We start from the raw sequence: 16132 nt of genomic DNA, 5'->3' as shown, positions 1-16132 counted from the left end.
GCGCTTCACTTCGTTCGCAGTGACCAGCTTACGGCGGGACTTGCACCCGCAGGAGTGCGCCCATGCTGGGCGCACCATAAAAAAAACCCGCATCGCTGCGGGTCTTTTCTTTTGGCTGGAACGCGCATCGCTGCGCGCTCCGGACAATCGACCGAAGTCGATTACATGTCCATGCCCATGCCGCCCATGCCGCCCGGCATGCCGCCCGGCATCGGTGCATCTTCCTTCGGCAGTTCTGCGACAGCTGCGTCCGTCGTCAGCAGCAGGCCTGCAACCGAAGCTGCGTTCTGCAGTGCGGTGCGCGTGACCTTGGTCGGGTCGACGACGCCGGCTTCAACCATGTCGACGTACTCGCCCGTTGCTGCGTTGTAGCCGTAGTTGCCCTTGCCTGCAGCAACCGCCGCCACGACGACGCTGGCTTCTTCGCCGCCGTTCGTGACGATCTGGCGCAGCGGCTCTTCCATTGCGCGCAGCACGATCTTGATGCCGGCGTTCTGGTCGGCGTTCGCGCCGGTCAGGCCTGCGATCGCGGTGCGTGCGCGGATCAGCGCAACGCCGCCACCTGCAACGATGCCTTCTTCCACAGCTGCGCGCGTCGCGTGCAGTGCGTCTTCGACACGTGCCTTCTTTTCCTTCATTTCGACTTCGGTCGCAGCACCGACCTTGATCACTGCAACGCCGCCTGCCAGCTTGGCCACGCGCTCTTGCAGCTTTTCACGGTCGTAGTCCGACGTCGCTTCTTCGATTTGCGCGCGCACTTGCTTCACGCGTGCTTCGATGTTCACGGCTTCGCCTGCGCCGTCGATGATCGTCGTGTTTTCCTTGCCCACTTCGATGCGCTTCGCCTGGCCCAGTTCTGCCAGCGTTGCCTTCTCGAGCGTCAGGCCGGTTTCTTCCGCGACGACTTGACCGCCGGTCAGGATCGCGATGTCTTCCAGCATTGCCTTGCGACGATCGCCGAAGCCCGGCGCCTTGACCGCAACGGTCTTCAGGATGCCGCGGATGTTGTTGACGACCAGCGTGGCCAGTGCCTCGCCTTCGACGTCTTCAGCGATGATCAGCAGCGGACGGCCAGCCTTCGCGACTTGCTCGAGCACCGGCAGCAGATCACGGATGTTCGACACCTTCTTGTCGTGCAGCAGCACGAACGGGTTGTCGAGGACGGCGACTTGCTTGTCCGGGTTGTTGATGAAGTACGGCGACAGGTAGCCGCGGTCGAATTGCATGCCTTCGACGACGTCGAGCTCGTCGGCCAGCGACTTGCCGTCTTCGACGGTGATCACGCCTTCCTTGCCGACCTTGTCCATCGCTTCAGCGATGCGATCGCCGATCGACGAGTCGCTGTTCGCCGAGATCGAGCCGACCTGTGCGATTTCCTTGTTGGTCGTGCACGGCTTGCTGATCTTCTTCAGCTCTTCGACAGCCGCTGCGACTGCCTTGTCGATGCCGCGCTTCAGGTCCATCGGGTTCATGCCCGATGCGACGTACTTCATGCCTTCGCGAACGATCGATTGCGCGAGGACGGTTGCCGTCGTCGTGCCGTCGCCTGCGTTGTCGCTGGTCTTGGAAGCGACTTCCTTGACCATTTGCGCGCCCATGTTCTGGAGCTTGTCCTTCAGCTCGATTTCCTTCGCGACCGACACACCGTCCTTGGTGACCGTCGGGCCGCCGAAGCTGCGCTCGAGCACGACGTTGCGGCCCTTCGGACCCAGCGTGACCTTGACTGCGTTGGCGAGAATGTTCACGCCTTCGACCATCTTCGAACGGGCGGAATCGCCGAATACGACGTCTTTAGCTGCCATCTTCTAACTCCTTGAATTCTTGGGAATATGTACCGTCGGAGGACGCTTACTTGGCGTTGACCACGGCCATGATGTCTTCTTCGCGCATGACCAGCAGTTCCTGGCCGTCGACCTTCACGGTCTGACCTGCGTACTTGCCGAACAGGACACGATCGCCGACCTTCACGTCGAGCGCGATCGGGGCGCCCTTGTCGTCGCGCTTGCCCGGGCCGATGGCCAGGACTTCGCCCTGATCCGGCTTTTCAGCAGCGGCGTCGGGGATCACGATGCCCGAGGCGGTCTTGGTTTCCTGATCCAGGCGCTTGACGATCACGCGATCGTGCAAAGGACGAAGGTTCATATTCACTCCTCTCTTGACTGAGATTGAAGAACGCTTAGGGAAACTGCCCGGCTTGGCGCCCGGCAGAGAATTGTTAGCACTCTCGTGCAGCGAGTGCTAATTATATGGACGGGTTTTGACAAATTCAAGAAGGGAAACCGGAGGAATTTTCGGGGCGGCGACGCGGCGGGAAAAACCCACGAAAACAACAAAAACCCCTTTTAAAACAAAGCCATGTCGAATGAAACCGCCCCGACAGACGGGCCCATGCGGCCCGCTGATCCCATCCAGCCCCGTTTGGACACCGGGTAAGCCCGGAGTTGCCGGGACCGGTGACATCGCATCGAAAAAACCGCGCGGACGCCGATTTCGTCTGCCGCGCCGTGCTCGCTCGCCGGCGTCGCCGGGCCGATTTCACGCGTCGGCGCAGTCCGCGCCGGACAACGGCCGGAAGGTCCGGCCGTCCGTCTCGACGGTCGCGCCCAGCCGCCGCGCGAGCCCCTTCGCGCCTTCGCGCATCACGACGTCGTGGTTCCACCGGAACAGCGACCGCGCGAGCGGCTCCAGCCAGTTCATCCAGCCGTGCGTGCGGATGTGCCAGTCGTAGCGCACGACGGTGCGCGCGCCGTCGGCGGCGAACGACCAGCAGCCGTCGCCCTCGATCGCACCGCTCGCATGGCCTTCGAGCGCATGCGGCCGCTCGACGCGCCGCACGCGCATATCGAAGGTCAGCCGGTACGGCAGCGCCCCCTTCCACGTATACCGGTGTAACGCGCCGACGCCGCGCGCGTCGCCCGGCTCGAGCTCGACGGTGCGCACGGCGCCCTTCCACCAGTCGGGCCAGCGATCGACCTGGTAGATCGCGTCCCAGACCGCCGCGAGCGGCGCATCCACCCGCCAGGTCGTCGAAAACCGGTACTCCGCCATGCAGCCTCCGGCATGCGCGTTCAGGAACGCGGATCGGCGCGCCGTCAGGGCGCGAAGAAACGCTCGGGAAACGCGACGTCGATCTCCACGTCGTCGAGCGTCACGGTTTCGAGCGGCACCTCGTCGTCGCCCGCATAGCTGACGACCTTTAGCGGAAAGCCGTCCGCGGCGTCGAGCCACAACCGGTAGCGATGCACGCCGTCGATCGCGTGCGCGGGTGCGCCGGTGACCAGCACGCGCTGCGCGGTCCGGCCGCCGACGGCCTCCTCGCCTTCGGTCACCGTCGCACCGCCCTGCTGCAGCGCATGCACGTTGCGCAACAGTTCGCCGACGTCCGAGCGGTCGACCCGGTGGCCGGTGCGGTCGCGCACGAGCGGATTGGACGGCGACAGCGTCAGCGCGGGCGGCGCATGCGTGCCGAACGGGCGCAGCCTGACCTTGCCGTCGCCGGGATCGTACGCGAGCACCGCGCCGCGATGCGGCGACACGAAATCCATCCGGACGAAGCCCGGTTTCAGGTACGCGTAGCGGATTTCGGTGCGCTCGCCGTCGCGCGCCGACGAGCGGATCGTCGCGCGGTACGAGCGGACGTGGTCGAAATGCGCCTGCGCGACGGTCACGGGATCGGCGGTCATGCTCGCTCCTATCAGGCTCGCGGCCAGCAACGCGGCGATCACGGCGCCGCCTCGACTTCGAGCACGCCTTCCATCCCGCGCTCGCGATGGCTGCTGAAAAACAGCAGCCGGTGCGTGCAATAGTAGGCGAATCGCCCCGGCTGCTGCGGCGTGATACGAAACGTTCTCGGCGTGGTGCCGAGCTCGGTATGCACCGCGACGCCCGCCTGCGGCGGCGCGTCGATCTCGAAGCTGTGCGGCACCACGCCGGGCTCGGCCGATACGGTCAGCTCGACCGGCACGTGCGCGCGGACGATCACGTGGTTCGGCCGGAAGAAATAGCTGCCGCCGACGATCGTCACGCGCTGCACGCCATCGGCATCGACCGGCACGCGCACGGGCGCGTCGCCCTGCGCTCGCGCAAGCATCGTGCCCGCGACGACCGCCGTCAGCACCAACCCCTTCATCATCGCCGTCTTCATCGCCTGCTCCCTGCGGGCGCCGCGCGTCAGCCCTTCCACGCGTCGGTCGGCCCGCCCAGCGCACCGCATGCGTCGATCGCGAGCTCGCGCAGACGCCGTTCGTCGCCACGGCCGGACAGCGCATAACCCATGCCGCGATCCGACCAGAAATACGTGTAGCGGCCGTTCGCCGACAGCGCGTGCGGCGCGAGACGCCGCGCATCGTATGCGGTCATGTACAGCGTCACGCGCGCACCGTCCGCGCGCTGGTACATGAGCTGCGCGGCCGGCCCCGCGTCGCCGGGCAGCAACCGGCCGCCCAGCAGCGCGTAACCGTATTCGTCGAGCGACGGCGCGCGCACCGGCCGGCCGACGCGCGCCGACAACCACGCGGCGAGACGCTCGGGATCGTTCGCGCCGACTTCCACCGGATGCTCGCGGTCGGCCGCGTACACCGCGTAGGCGACATCGGCGCGCGCGGCGAACGCCGGTTCGCGGCCGAATGCCGCCCAGCCCGCATGCAGCGCGACACCGATCAGCAGCCCGGCCGCCAGCCCCGCGAACGCATGCGCGACCGCGCGCCAGCGCGGCGCGCGGCGCTGCACGAACAACGCGGGCGCCGCGCCCGGCAGCGGGAACAGCGCCTTCAGCGCATCGCGCTGCGCGCGGTAATGCGCGAATCGTTCGGCTTCCTGCGGATCGGCCTGCAGGCGCGCGAGCACCTCGCGCCGCTCGTGCCCGGACAGTTCGCCGTCCAGCAGCGCGGACAGCAGTTGCGCCGACGCATCGTCTCCCTGCTCGTTCGAAGGCTTGCGCGGATCGTCCATCATGGCTTCCCGATCACCCGTAACGTGGCCGTGCCGTGCGTCGACGGCGCGTCCGACAGCAACGCGCGCATCTGCGCGCGCGCCCGCGCGAGCCGCGACATCACCGTGCCCACCGGCACGCCGAGCACCTGCGCGGCATCGCGATAGCTCAACTCCTCCAGCGCGACCAGCAGCAGCACCTCGCGCTGTTCGACCGGCAGCCGGTACAGCGCACGCTGCACGTCGCGCAACTCCAGCCCGCCGACCTCGCCGGCCGGCGCGGCCATCGTCTGCCACGGTGCCGTCGCGTCGTCGACCGCGATCTCGTGCCGCGCGCGCAACTGGTCGATGAAGCGGTGCCGCAGCAGCGTCAGTAACCATGCGCGCAGGTTGCCGCCGTCGCGCGGCGGCCGGTTCAGCGCACGCTCGAGCGTGTCCTGCACGAGATCGTCGGCCCACGCGCGCTCGCCCGTCAGCGCACGCGCATAGCGCGTGAGATGCGGAAGCCATACCAGCAGGTCCGATTCATAGCTCATCGGGGCGCCTCGCGCGTCGCCGCGCGGTCACGGTCACGGCCGCGCGACGTGCCACATGCCGCCGATTCCATCGCCGCTCGCGTCGCCGGCCTTGCGGTCCATCTTCCAGCGATACAGCGGGCGGCCGCGGTATGCCCATTGCTTTTTGCCGTCGTCGCGGGCGACGAGGCTCAGCGCGCCCGACGCCCTGTCGTACGCGTCGGCGAGCGCGGGCGGCCAGTTCGCTGCGCATGTGCCGTCGCACATGCTCTTGCCCGGCGCATCGCGATCGAACACGTACAGCGTCATGTGCGCTTCGTCGACCAGTTTCCCGTCGCCGACCTGGGGCGGTTCCGCGGCCGCCGGCCGCACGATCGCCACCGTCAGCGCGGCAGCGAAGAGCATCCGTTTCATTCCCGTTCTCCTTGGCGTCGTGTCGCGACACGGTGCCGCCGAACGGGACGATCGGCTGCGTCGCGATCATTATCCCGCCGGCCGGCTGTGCCGGAACTCGGTATGTAAACGGACGGCGGCGGCCGGTTATTCCATGCGGCGGCGCGACGAGTGGCGGCGATCATTCATGCGACGAAAGCACGCGGGAAGCCTGAATGTCTTTCTTGTCGATTGGCAGATCATTTTCGACGGCGCGGATTTCGACCACCCGGGCAGCAGAACGAAAAACCGTGAAATACGCGCATTGCCATCGGCGCGTGCCGGCGACCGACGCCGCAACTGCGCGCGGCCGGTTCAACTGAAACGGGCGGGCCGGTACGGATGGGGATCGATATAGGTCGGCGCGCCCGTCATCATTTCGGCGAGCAGGCGGCCGGTCGCGGGCCCAAGCGTGAGCCCGTGATGGCAGTGGCCGAACGCGAACCACAAATGGCGATGGCGCGGCGCGGGCCCGATCACCGGACGCATGTCGGGCGTGCACGGCCGCATCCCGAGCCACGGTTCCGGATCGAGCCGCTCGCCGATGCCGAACGCGTCGCGCGCCAGCGGTTCGGCGCGCGCGAGTTGCACGCCGGTCGGCGGCGCATCACGCGGCGCGATCTCGACGCCCGTCGTCAGCCGCAGGCGGCCGCCTTCCATCGGCGCGACGACGAAACCGGCCTCGGTATCGCACACGGGCACGTTCAGCGGCGTGCGCGTCGGCCGGTAATGCATGTGATAGCCGCGCTTCGCGCGCAGCGGAATCCGGTAGCCGAGCGGCGCGAACACCTGATCGGACCACGGCCCGAGCGCGACCACGGCCGAGCGCGCCGAGATCGGCCCGTGTTCGGATCGGACCTGCCAGCCGTCATCGACCTGCACGAGCGTCGTCGCGTCGCCGTGCACGAACGTGCCGCCGTCGCGCTCGAACAGCCGCGCATAGGCCTTGGTCAGCCCGCCCGGGCTCGACACGGTCTTCGGATCCTGCCAGTGGAAGGCGCCGCAGAAGGCGTCGCCGATACCGGGCTCTCGCGCGCACAGCGCATGCGCGTCGAGCACGGTCATCCGCAACCCGTGCGCGGCGGCGACCTGCTGCTGCGCGCGCGCTTCCGCGTCGAACAGCCCCGGTGAACGGAACGCCTCGATCCATCCGCCGTCGTGCACGAGCGGCTGCGCGTCGGTGCGTGCGAGCAGCGCATCGTGCTCGACGACGCTCGCCGCGACGAGCGGCAGCAGGTCGCGCGCGGCGGCCGCGAGCCGCTGCGGCGACGATTCGCGCCAGAAGCGCGCGAGCCAGCCCGCATACGCAGGTAGCGCGCGGTAATCCCAATAGAGATCGACCGAACGGTTGCGCGCGTAGCGCAGCAGCGTGCCGAGCCGGCGCGGAAACGCATACGGCACGACCGACGAGCGCTCGATCAGCCCCGCATTGCCGTGGCTGGTTTCCTCGCCGGGCGCGCGCCGGTCGACGAGCGCGACGCGCAGCCCGCGATCCTGCAGATGCAGCGCCGACGACACGCCGACGATGCCGGCCCCCAGAACGATGACGTCGAAATCCATGGTCCCCCGCACTGCGTCGAGATGGGATGCGCCGCGCGCCGGCCCGGCGGGCGGCACGCGGCGGCGCTTACTTCGCGATGATGTCGCGCTTGAAGTACTTCTGCGACAGCGCGCTCAGCGTGCCGTCCTTCTTCAGCGCATCGAGCGCACCGACGATCTTCGCCTGCAGCGCCTTGTCGTTCTTGCGCATCCCGAAGCCGGTGCCTTCGCCGAGCGTCGCCGGATCCTTCAGCGGCTCGCCGACGATCCGGTAGTCGCGGCCGGCCGGCTTGTCGAGGAAGCCGTCCTGCGCAGTCTGCGCTTCCTGCACGGCCGCGTCGAGACGACCCGCGACGAGATCGGCGTAGATCTGGTCCTGATCCGGGTACGACACGACGTCCACGCCCGCATTGGCCCAGTGCGCCTTCAGGAAATCCTCCTGCGACGAGCCCTGCAGCACGCCGACGTGCTTGCCGCGCAGGCTCGCGACGTCGGGCTTCAGCGGCGAGCCGTGCTTCGCGACCATCACGATCGGCACCACGTAGATCGCCGGCGTGAAGTCGATGCTTTGCTTGCGCTTCGCGGTGATGTTCATCGCCGAGTTGATCGCGTCGAACTTGCGCGCCTGCAGCGCCGGGATCAGCCCGTCGAACGCGTTCTCGACCCACACGCACTTCATGTTCAGCTTCGCGCACACCGCATTGCCGACGTCGACGTCGAAACCCTGCAGCTGACCGGCCGGCGTCTTGCTCTCGAACGGCGGATAGGCGGCTTCGATCCCGAAGCGCAACGTGGTCTGTTCCGCATGGGCCGTGACGGCCGCGCACGCGAGCGCCGCAGCGGCGCAGAGGGAAAGTTTCCAGTTCATGACGGTCCTTCTGTTCTGGAGTGAGGCGATGAAGATCGGTCGCACGACGCCCTCGGTCGGACGCCGGGTCGGGATTCGGCGCAGGCGGCCGCCGCATGGCGACGTGTCGGGCTCTGCACGTGAAATATAGACTCAAAGTCTACTATAGACTATAGGGGATACGAGGAGATCGCCGTGTTGCTCGACGCCGAAATTTCGTCGCCCGAGCCAAAACATCGTTGATTCTGTGGCGTTTTTCATGATCCCAGCACCGCCACGACGTCTCGAAAAGAAAAATTATCCCGATTTCGTTTGTCTATATTAGACTTTTAGTCCACAACGAACCCCGCCGGACACCGTCTTTCGAGACTTTCTGTCCAGCCCGCACCGGAGATGTCCCGATGACGCAACCCCGCCCCAGCCTGCCGCTGACCGTCGACGAAGCCGCGGTGCGCGCGGCGCTGCCGTCGCTCGACGTGCTCGGCACGCTGCGCCGCATGTTCGCGTCGCTCGCCGCGGCGCGCGCGGTGCAACCGCCGCAGACGCTCACGCCGTTTCCCGACCAGGCCGGCGACTTCATCACGTATCTCGGCGCGCTCGCCGACCAGCAGGTATTCGGCGCGAAGCTGTCGCCGTATGTCGTGACAGGCGGCAAACCCATCGTCACCGCATGGACCGCATTGATGTCGATGCAAACCGGCCGGCCGCTGATGTGGTGCGACGCCGGGCTGCTGACCGTCGAACGCACGGCCGGCACGACGGCGCTCGCGATCGACTGCCTCGCGCCGCGCAACGCGCGTCATCTGGCGATCGTCGGCGCGGGCGCGGTCGGCCTCGCGCACCTGCGGCACACGGCGGCGCTGCGCGACTGGGACACGATCCGCGTGTACTCGCCCGCGCTGGCCGGCGATACGGCACTGCAGGCGAGCCTCGCCGCGCTCGACCCGCGCGCACGCGCGGCGGCGAGCGTCGAGGCGTGCGTACGCGACGCGGACGTGGCGATGCTGTGCACGTCGTCGGGCACGCCCGTGCTCGGCGACGGGATGCTCACGCGCGCCGCGCTCGTCACGTCGATCAGCACGAACGTCGCGCGCGCACACGAAATCCCGCCCGCGTGGCTGCCGGACATGGACGTCTACTGCGACTACCGGCACACGACGCCCGCGAGCGCCGGCGAGATGCAGATCGCGGCGGCCGAGCACGGCTGGGATGCCGGCCGGATCGCCGGCGACCTGCCCGCGCTCGTCGCCGGCACCTGCGCGGCGCCGTCGCGCACGCGTCACGCATTCTTCCGCTCGATCGGCCTCGGGCTCGAGGACATCGCGATCGCGCACGCGCTGTACACGCATCTGACGCGCGGATGAGCGCCCCGCGCGCGCGGGGCCGATACAATGGCGCAACCGCCGCGGCGGCCGCGCGCGGGCGCACGGGCATGCCGGCCGACGGTGCGCCGGCCCGCCGGCCCGACACGCTGCCCGGCTCCCGCCCACCCGAGATCGCGATACCGATGCGCAAGAAGAAATCTCCCGTCAAAGACCTGCTGCTCACCCGCTATGCGCCGATCGCCGACGGTATCGCCGCGCTGTTCTTCCCGTACGCGGAAGTCGTGATCCACGACCTGCACGACCAGACGGTGCTGTATCTGGCGAACAACCTGTCGAAGCGCGAGGTCGGCGACGATTCCGCGCTCGAGGAAATCGATCATTCGGCGCGCGAGCGCGTGATCGGCCCGTACGAGAAGCTGAACTGGGACGGCCGGCGGATGCGCTGCGTGAGCAACGTGCTGTTCGACGACGAAGCCCGCCCGGCCGGGATGATGTGCATCAACTTCAACATCGCGGTGTTCGACGAGGTGCGCGCGACGCTCGACCTGTTCATCAAGGGCGCGGGCGTCGTCGCGCAGCCCGACGAGCTGTTCCGCGACGACTGGCAGGAGCGCATCAATACGTTCCTGCACGGCTGGCTGCGCGAGCGGCAGGTCGGGCTGAACGGGCTCACGCGCGAGCATCGGCGCGAACTCGTCGAGGCGCTGTACGCGGAAGGCGCGTTTCGCGGCAAGAGCGCGGCGAACTACGTCGCGAACGTGCTCGGAATGGGGCGCGCGACGGTCTACAAGCATCTGAAGCATCTGAAGGAAACGCAGGGCGACGCCTGAGCGCGATGCGGCGGGCGTGATGACGGCACGCTCCGTTCACCGGTACCGGGCTGCCGATGCCGCGTCCAGGCTTCGCGATGCGCGGGCGCGGCCCGGATTCCGCACGGGCCTGCGGACGACGGAGCCCGGAAGCATAAAGTGATATAGTCGCAGTTACATTTTTTGCCGCCCCAGACCACCCATGACGACCGCTCCCGCCCCGACCGCCCCCCCGACCCTGACCGTCGAAATCTGGTCCGACCTGATCTGCCCATGGTGCTGGATCGGCAAGCGCCGTTTCGACGAGGCGCTGGCCGCGTTCGCGCACGCCGACCGCGTCGACGTCGCGCTGCGCGCGTACCGGCTGATGCCCGGCCAGCCCGTCGAGCCGGTCGAGGCGATGCTCGCAGGCAAATACCGGATGGCGCCCGCACAGGTCGACCAGATGCTGCGCCAGGTGACCGAGGCGGCCGCGAGCGTCGGGCTGCGCTACGACCTGCCCGGCACGCTCGTCGGCGACACGCTCGACGGCCATCGGCTCGTGAAGCTCGCGCACGCGTCGGGCCGCGCGCATGCGCTGACCGAGCGCCTGTATCGCGCGTATTTCTGCGAGCACGGCTCGCTGTTCGATCATGCCGCGCTGACCGAATTCGCGGTCGAAGCCGGGCTCGAGCGCTCGGCCGTCGAAGCGGTGCTGCACAGCGACGCGTACCGCGACGAAGTCGAGGCCGACATCGCGCGCGCCGCGCAGATCGGCGGGCGCGGCGTGCCGCTGTTCGTATTCGGCGGCCGCTACGCCGTATCGGGCGCGCAGCCGGCCGACGCGTTCGCGCAAGCGCTCGACCACGCGTGGCGCGACGGCGTCGTCGAACTCGACGGCAGCGACGCGGCCGCCTGCGGCCCCGACGGCTGCGAATTGCCGGGGCGCGCGTAACGCGCATCCCGCTTCACGCGCGCCGGGCCGCACACGCCACTACGCGACGCTCCTGCCACAAACCGACAGGAAGCCCGCGCCGGTGGCATCTACAATGCATCCTTCCATATAACGAGAAGGCTGCGAGCCCATGACCCACGGGATTCACGGCGAGAAGCGCTGGTACGCGCTGATCGTGCTCTGCCTCGGCGTGCTGATGATCGTGCTCGACAGCACGATCGTGAACGTTGCGCTGCCGTCGATCAGCACCGATCTCCACTTCACCGAAACGGCCCTCGTGTGGGTCGTCAATGCATACCTCCTGACATTCGGCGGCTGCCTGCTGCTCGGCGGCCGGCTCGGCGACCTGTACGGCCAGCGACGCATGTTTCTCGCGGGCCTCGTCGTGTTCACGCTCGCGTCGCTCGCATGCGGGCTCGCGCAATCGCAGGCGATGCTGATCGCCGCGCGCGCGGTGCAGGGGCTCGGCGGCGCGGTCGTGTCGGCCGTCTCGCTGTCGCTGATCATGAACCTGTTCACCGAGCCCGGCGAACGCGCTCGCGCGATGGGCGTCTACGGCTTCGTGTGCGCGGGCGGCGGCAGCATCGGCGTGCTGCTCGGCGGGCTGCTGACGAGCTCGCTGTCGTGGCACTGGATCTTCCTCGTCAACCTGCCGATCGGCGTCGCGGTCTACGCGATGTGCGCCGCGCTGCTGCCGCGCACGCGTGCGGCGGCCGGCACCGCGCGGCTCGACGTGGCGGGCGCGATCACGGTGACGGCATCGCTGATGCTGGCCGTCTACGGAATCGTCGGCGGCAACGAGGCCGGCTGGCTGTCGACGCAGACCGTCGCGTTGATCGGCGCGGCCGTCGTGCTGCTCGCGCTGTTCATCGCGATCGAGTCGCGCGCCGCGCACCCGCTGATGCCGCTTACGCTGTTCGCCGCGCGCAACGTCGCGCTCGCAAACGCGATCGCCGTGCTGTGGGCGGCCGCGATGTTCGCGTGGTTCTTCCTGTCCGCGCTGTACATGCAGCGCGTGCTCGGCTACGGGCCGCTGCAGGTCGGCCTCGCGTTCCTGCCGGCGAACCTGATCATGGCGGCGTTCTCGCTCGGGCTGTCGGCGCGGATCGTGATGCGCTTCGGGATCCGCGGCCCGATCGCCGCCGGCCTGCTGATCGCGGCGTGCGGCCTTGCGCTGTTCTCGCGCGCGCCGGTCGACGGCGGTTTCGTGTGGCACGTGCTGCCCGGCATGACGCTGCTGGGCATTGGTGCAGGCGTCGCGTTCAATCCGGTGCTGCTCGCCGCGATGAACGACGTCGATCCGGCCGATTCCGGGCTCGCGTCGGGGATCGTCAACACCGCGTTCATGATGGGCGGCGCGCTCGGGCTCGCGGTCCTCGCGAGTCTCGCCGGCGCACGCACCGATGCGCTCGCGGCAGCGCAAGCGGCGCCGCTCGACGCACTGAACGGCGGCTACCACGCGGCCTTCGCGTTCGGCGCGGCGTTTGCGGCCGTGGCCGCGCTGACCGGTTTCGCGCTGCGCATCCGGCCGCCACGCGCGGTCGAAGGTGCCGGGCCCGCGATGCACTGACCGTCGATGGGCGGGCCGGAACCGGCATCGAGTCAGGGCGCGCACTGTCGCGCCCTTTTTATGCGCGCCCGGATACACGGCGTCGGCCCCGGTTCGTCATCGCTTTCAGACCGGTCGTCATCGTCGGCCGCGCCCCATTCAAACGCCCGTTTTACGTCCCGCCGGCCGCCTGCGGTGCAGACCTTCCCGGCCGATTTTTAACGCAGTCGTACATTGACGCGCCACTTTTGCGACAATGGCGGACTTTGACGCGCGCGCAGCGCCGCGGCCGCGCGCCGCCGCCGAACGCCACCTAACCGCCTGCCTCCGATGTCGCTTCCCCATATCGATCTGCTGTACTCGCTGTCCGGCCTGTTCGTCGGCATTCTCGTCGGCCTGACGGGCGTCGGCGGCGGTTCGTTGATGACGCCGATCCTCGTGCTGCTGTTCGGCGTCCACCCGGCGACGGCGGTCGGCACCGACCTGCTGTACGCGGCCGCGACCAAGGCCACCGGCACGCTCGTCCACGGCCTGAAAGGCTCGGTCGACTGGCGCATCACGGGCCGACTCGCGGTGGGCAGCGTACCGGCCGCGGCGCTCACGCTGTGGTGGCTGCACACGCACGGGATGAACACGCCGGGCACCGCGCGGATGATCCAGCTCGTGCTCGGGGTCGCGCTGCTGCTCACGTCGCTCGCGCTGATCTTTCGCCCGCAGCTCACGGCATTCGCCGCGCGCAACCCGCTCACGCCGAACCCCGCGCGCACGCTGTGGTCGACCGTGCTGACGGGCGCCGTGCTGGGCGTGCTCGTGTCGATGACGTCGGTCGGCGCCGGCGCGATCGGCGTGACCGTGCTCCTGCTGCTGTACCCGCTGCTGGCGACGACCCGCATCGTCGGTTCCGACATCGCGCATGCGGTGCCGCTCACGCTGGTCGCGGGCATGGGCCACTGGCTGCTGGGCTCGGTCGACTGGTCGATGCTGCTGTCGCTGCTGCTCGGTTCGCTGCCCGGCATCGTGATCGGCAGCCTGCTGTCGGCGCGCGCACCCGAGCGGCTGCTGCGCAACCTGCTCGCGTCGACCCTGGTGGCGGTGGGCGTGCGGCTCGTGCTGGCGTAAGCGGGCGCCGCTCCGCCCTTCCCACGGCCACGTCTTTTCCCGGCCGGCGCAATCACACGCCGCGCCGTCATCCGTGACAAAAGCAAAACAGCCCGACCGGCCTGCGCCGATCGGGCTGTCGTCCATCCGGGGCGGCGTCCGCCGCCCTCGCCGCTTACTGCCCCTGCTGCTGCAGTTTCTGCTGCTTCATCTGCTGCGTGCGCGCCTGCAGCTTCAGCACGCGTTGCAGCGCAGTACGGTTCGCGAGAATGCCGTCGTAGAAGTTGGCGAGATCGCCCTTCAGCGCGGTCCGCGACGCGTCGTTCAGGTAGATCATGTGGCCCGACGGGTAGTTCTTGATCGTCAGGTTCTGCGCCTTCAGCGTCGGATCGAGCGGCATCTGCGCGAGCGTCAGCTCCGTCTGGTGGAACGGCGTGACGGCGTCGAAATAACCGTTCGCCGACAGCACCTTCAGGTCCGGGTTCACGCTCATCGTCGACGCCAGGTCGCCGGCCGTGTACAGCGTATTGCCGCCGCCCTTGTTCGCGCCGGTCGGGTCCGTGTGGCTGAAGTCCCAGTTGTTGAAGACCTGGTCGTTCAGGTCCACGAACGACGACGTCGACGTGTACTTGAGATCGGTGTTGATGTAGCTGTTCCACAGCACCGTGTACGCGCCGCCGACGTTCGTGATCGACGGATCGTTGCTGCCCGAGTTCGGCAGGATGTACGGCGCGATGCCCTTGCCCGTGAAGTTCGCGCGACCGTCGTACTGGCCGATCTGCGTGCCCGGCACGAGCGTCAGGAAGAACGTGTACGGCGGGTTGTCGTTCGACGACGGCACGTTGCCGAGCGCAGCCGGGTTGCCGAAGGTCTGGATCAGCGACGTCGGGTCCGTGCCGATGTACGCGCCCATCTGCTGCGCGGTCGAGAGCTTCAGGTTCAGCCGCACGTTCACGAAGCCGCCGTCCTGCGGATTCGGCTTCTGCGCAAGCGGCGCGAGCGTGTTGTCCGCGTAGTGGCGGGCCTGGACCATGTACGCGTCGAGATCGGTCGGCGTCGGGTTGAGCGTCGTCTTCTTCCAGTAGAACGCATCGGCCGCGAGCGTCGGGAACGTGCCCGGCGCGGACAGCGCGTTCGCGTAGTCGAGGATCGACGACTGCAGCGTGATCCCGTTCAGGTCGATGCCGTCCTCGTGCAGCACCCACGACACGACCGCGCTGCGCGCGGTGCCGTACGACTCGCCGTACAGGAACTTCGGCGAATTCCAGCGCGAGTACTTGGTCAGGTAGCGCTGGATGAAGCGGTCGATCGAGCGCGCATCCTGGTCGGTGCCCCAGAAGTCCTTGTTCTTCGCCGGCGCGATCGCGGTCGAGTAGCCGGTGCCGACCGGGTTGATGAACACGAGGTCGGTGCGGTCGAGCAGGCTGTCCGGGTTGTCGAGCAGCTTGTACGGCGCGGGCGGCGTGAAGTTCGGGAACGACGACTGCAGGCGCTTCGGCCCGTACGAGCCGAGCAGCAGGTAGACCGACGACGAGCCGGGGCCGCCGTTGTAGAAGAACGTGACCGGGCGCGGCTTCGACGGGTCGGGATTGTCCTGCGTGTACGCGACGTAGAACATCTTCGCGTTCGGCGCCGACGTGATCGGATCGATCGTCGTCAGGTGGCCCGTGGTGGCCGTGTACTGGATCGTCTTGCCGCCGATCGCGACCTGGCGGTGCACGACCGCCGCGCCTTCGGTCGAATCCGTGACCGCGTCGTTCGGCCCGGTGCCGTATACGTCGGTGTCGACGTACGGCTGGTCGGCCGGCGTGGCGACCGTTGCGTTGGTGGTGGCCGACGTGCTGCCGCTCGTCGTCGCGGCCGCGGTGGCGGCCGACGCGCTCGGGCTCGGCCCGTCGTCGCCGCCGCATCCCGTGACGAGCAGCGCCGCGGCCGCGGCGGCGGCGAGCGGTACGCTCAAGGTCGTTCCGAATAGCGCGAAACCGTCTTTCAAGGACTTCCGTGTCGTCATTATTGCCTCTCGAACAGAACGATAAATACCGCCGGTCGCAAAGGATCATTTGCGCCGGCGCTCCGCACCGGGAATGCATTCGTTATGCGACGCATTCCGAGTTTTTTACCGGATCGGCAAATACCGATCGGCACGATTTACCCC

At 68.3% G+C, this 16132-nt stretch carries 16 protein-coding genes; 5 read left to right on the top strand and 11 right to left on the bottom strand.

What is annotated here, in order from left to right:
* Positions 1-161: 161 nt before the first annotated feature.
* From groL to J8I35_RS14335, 10 genes are all read right to left on the bottom strand, one after another.
* Positions 162-1802, bottom strand: a complete 1641-nt coding sequence (gene groL, locus J8I35_RS14380) for a chaperonin GroEL (RefSeq protein ID WP_006476740.1) — start codon at positions 1800-1802, stop codon at positions 162-164.
* 46 nt (positions 1803-1848) lie between these two features.
* A complete protein-coding gene (gene groES, locus J8I35_RS14375) occupies positions 1849-2142 on the bottom strand; it encodes a co-chaperone GroES (RefSeq protein WP_004186661.1) in 294 nt (97 codons plus the stop codon).
* A gap of 393 nt (positions 2143-2535) precedes the next feature.
* Entirely contained in the window at positions 2536-3048 is a 513-nt protein-coding gene (locus tag J8I35_RS14370; RefSeq protein ID WP_124555703.1) for an SRPBCC family protein, read from the bottom strand.
* 44 nt (positions 3049-3092) lie between these two features.
* Positions 3093-3725 (bottom strand): DUF1571 domain-containing protein, encoded by a 633-nt coding sequence (locus J8I35_RS14365; protein WP_209925825.1) that lies wholly within the window; start codon positions 3723-3725, stop codon positions 3093-3095.
* Positions 3722-4144: a quinol oxidase gene (locus tag J8I35_RS14360; protein WP_209925824.1), complete on the bottom strand. Its 423-nt coding sequence runs from the start codon at positions 4142-4144 to the stop codon at positions 3722-3724. Before J8I35_RS14360 ends, J8I35_RS14365 begins: the two co-directional genes overlap by 4 nt.
* A 26-nt stretch (positions 4145-4170) precedes the next feature.
* Entirely contained in the window at positions 4171-4953 is a 783-nt protein-coding gene (locus tag J8I35_RS14355) for an anti-sigma factor (protein WP_124555700.1), read from the bottom strand.
* Complete coding sequence (locus J8I35_RS14350) at positions 4950-5465, bottom strand: sigma-70 family RNA polymerase sigma factor (RefSeq protein WP_089488204.1); 516 nt, start codon at positions 5463-5465, stop codon at positions 4950-4952. Before J8I35_RS14350 ends, J8I35_RS14355 begins: the two co-directional genes overlap by 4 nt.
* A gap of 33 nt (positions 5466-5498) precedes the next feature.
* Positions 5499-5858 carry a hypothetical protein gene (locus tag J8I35_RS14345; protein ID WP_050011695.1) on the bottom strand — a complete coding sequence of 120 codons (360 nt, stop codon included), beginning with the start codon at positions 5856-5858 and terminating at the stop codon, positions 5499-5501.
* Between the two features lie 333 nt (positions 5859-6191).
* On the bottom strand, positions 6192-7436 hold the full coding sequence (locus J8I35_RS14340) for an FAD-binding oxidoreductase (RefSeq protein ID WP_209925823.1): 1245 nt from the start codon (positions 7434-7436) through the stop codon (positions 6192-6194).
* A gap of 67 nt (positions 7437-7503) precedes the next feature.
* The gene (locus tag J8I35_RS14335) at positions 7504-8283 is read right to left on the bottom strand and encodes an ABC transporter substrate-binding protein (RefSeq protein ID WP_050011697.1); all 780 of its coding nucleotides are present in this window, start codon (positions 8281-8283) and stop codon (positions 7504-7506) included.
* A 380-nt stretch (positions 8284-8663) separates the two neighbouring features.
* Here J8I35_RS14335 and J8I35_RS14330 point away from each other — a divergent pair, with 380 nt between their 5' ends.
* The 5 genes from J8I35_RS14330 to J8I35_RS14310 all read left to right on the top strand — a co-directional run bounded on the left by J8I35_RS14330 (position 8664) and on the right by J8I35_RS14310 (position 13998).
* Positions 8664-9626, top strand: a complete 963-nt coding sequence (locus tag J8I35_RS14330) for an ornithine cyclodeaminase family protein (protein ID WP_209925821.1) — start codon at positions 8664-8666, stop codon at positions 9624-9626.
* Positions 9623-10417 carry a PAS domain-containing protein gene (locus J8I35_RS14325; RefSeq protein WP_209925820.1) on the top strand — a complete coding sequence of 265 codons (795 nt, stop codon included), beginning with the start codon at positions 9623-9625 and terminating at the stop codon, positions 10415-10417. Before J8I35_RS14330 ends, J8I35_RS14325 begins: the two co-directional genes overlap by 4 nt.
* Before the next feature lie 181 nt (positions 10418-10598).
* A complete protein-coding gene (locus J8I35_RS14320; RefSeq protein ID WP_209925813.1) occupies positions 10599-11330 on the top strand; it encodes a DsbA family oxidoreductase in 732 nt (243 codons plus the stop codon).
* Between the two features lie 130 nt (positions 11331-11460).
* Positions 11461-12900 carry a DHA2 family efflux MFS transporter permease subunit gene (locus tag J8I35_RS14315; RefSeq protein WP_124555694.1) on the top strand — a complete coding sequence of 480 codons (1440 nt, stop codon included), beginning with the start codon at positions 11461-11463 and terminating at the stop codon, positions 12898-12900.
* Between the two features lie 309 nt (positions 12901-13209).
* Entirely contained in the window at positions 13210-13998 is a 789-nt protein-coding gene (locus J8I35_RS14310) for a sulfite exporter TauE/SafE family protein (RefSeq protein ID WP_069621218.1), read from the top strand.
* 154 nt (positions 13999-14152) lie between these two features.
* Here J8I35_RS14310 and J8I35_RS14305 read toward each other — a convergent pair whose 3' ends face one another.
* Complete coding sequence (locus J8I35_RS14305) at positions 14153-15988, bottom strand: peptidase S1 (protein ID WP_209925812.1); 1836 nt, start codon at positions 15986-15988, stop codon at positions 14153-14155.
* Positions 15989-16132: the final 144 nt, after the last annotated feature.

It is taken from the genome of Burkholderia sp. CpTa8-5 (genome assembly GCF_017815045.1).
GTDB lineage: Bacteria > Pseudomonadota > Gammaproteobacteria > Burkholderiales > Burkholderiaceae > Burkholderia > Burkholderia sola.
This window is presented reverse-complemented; position numbering and strand designations above follow the sequence as displayed.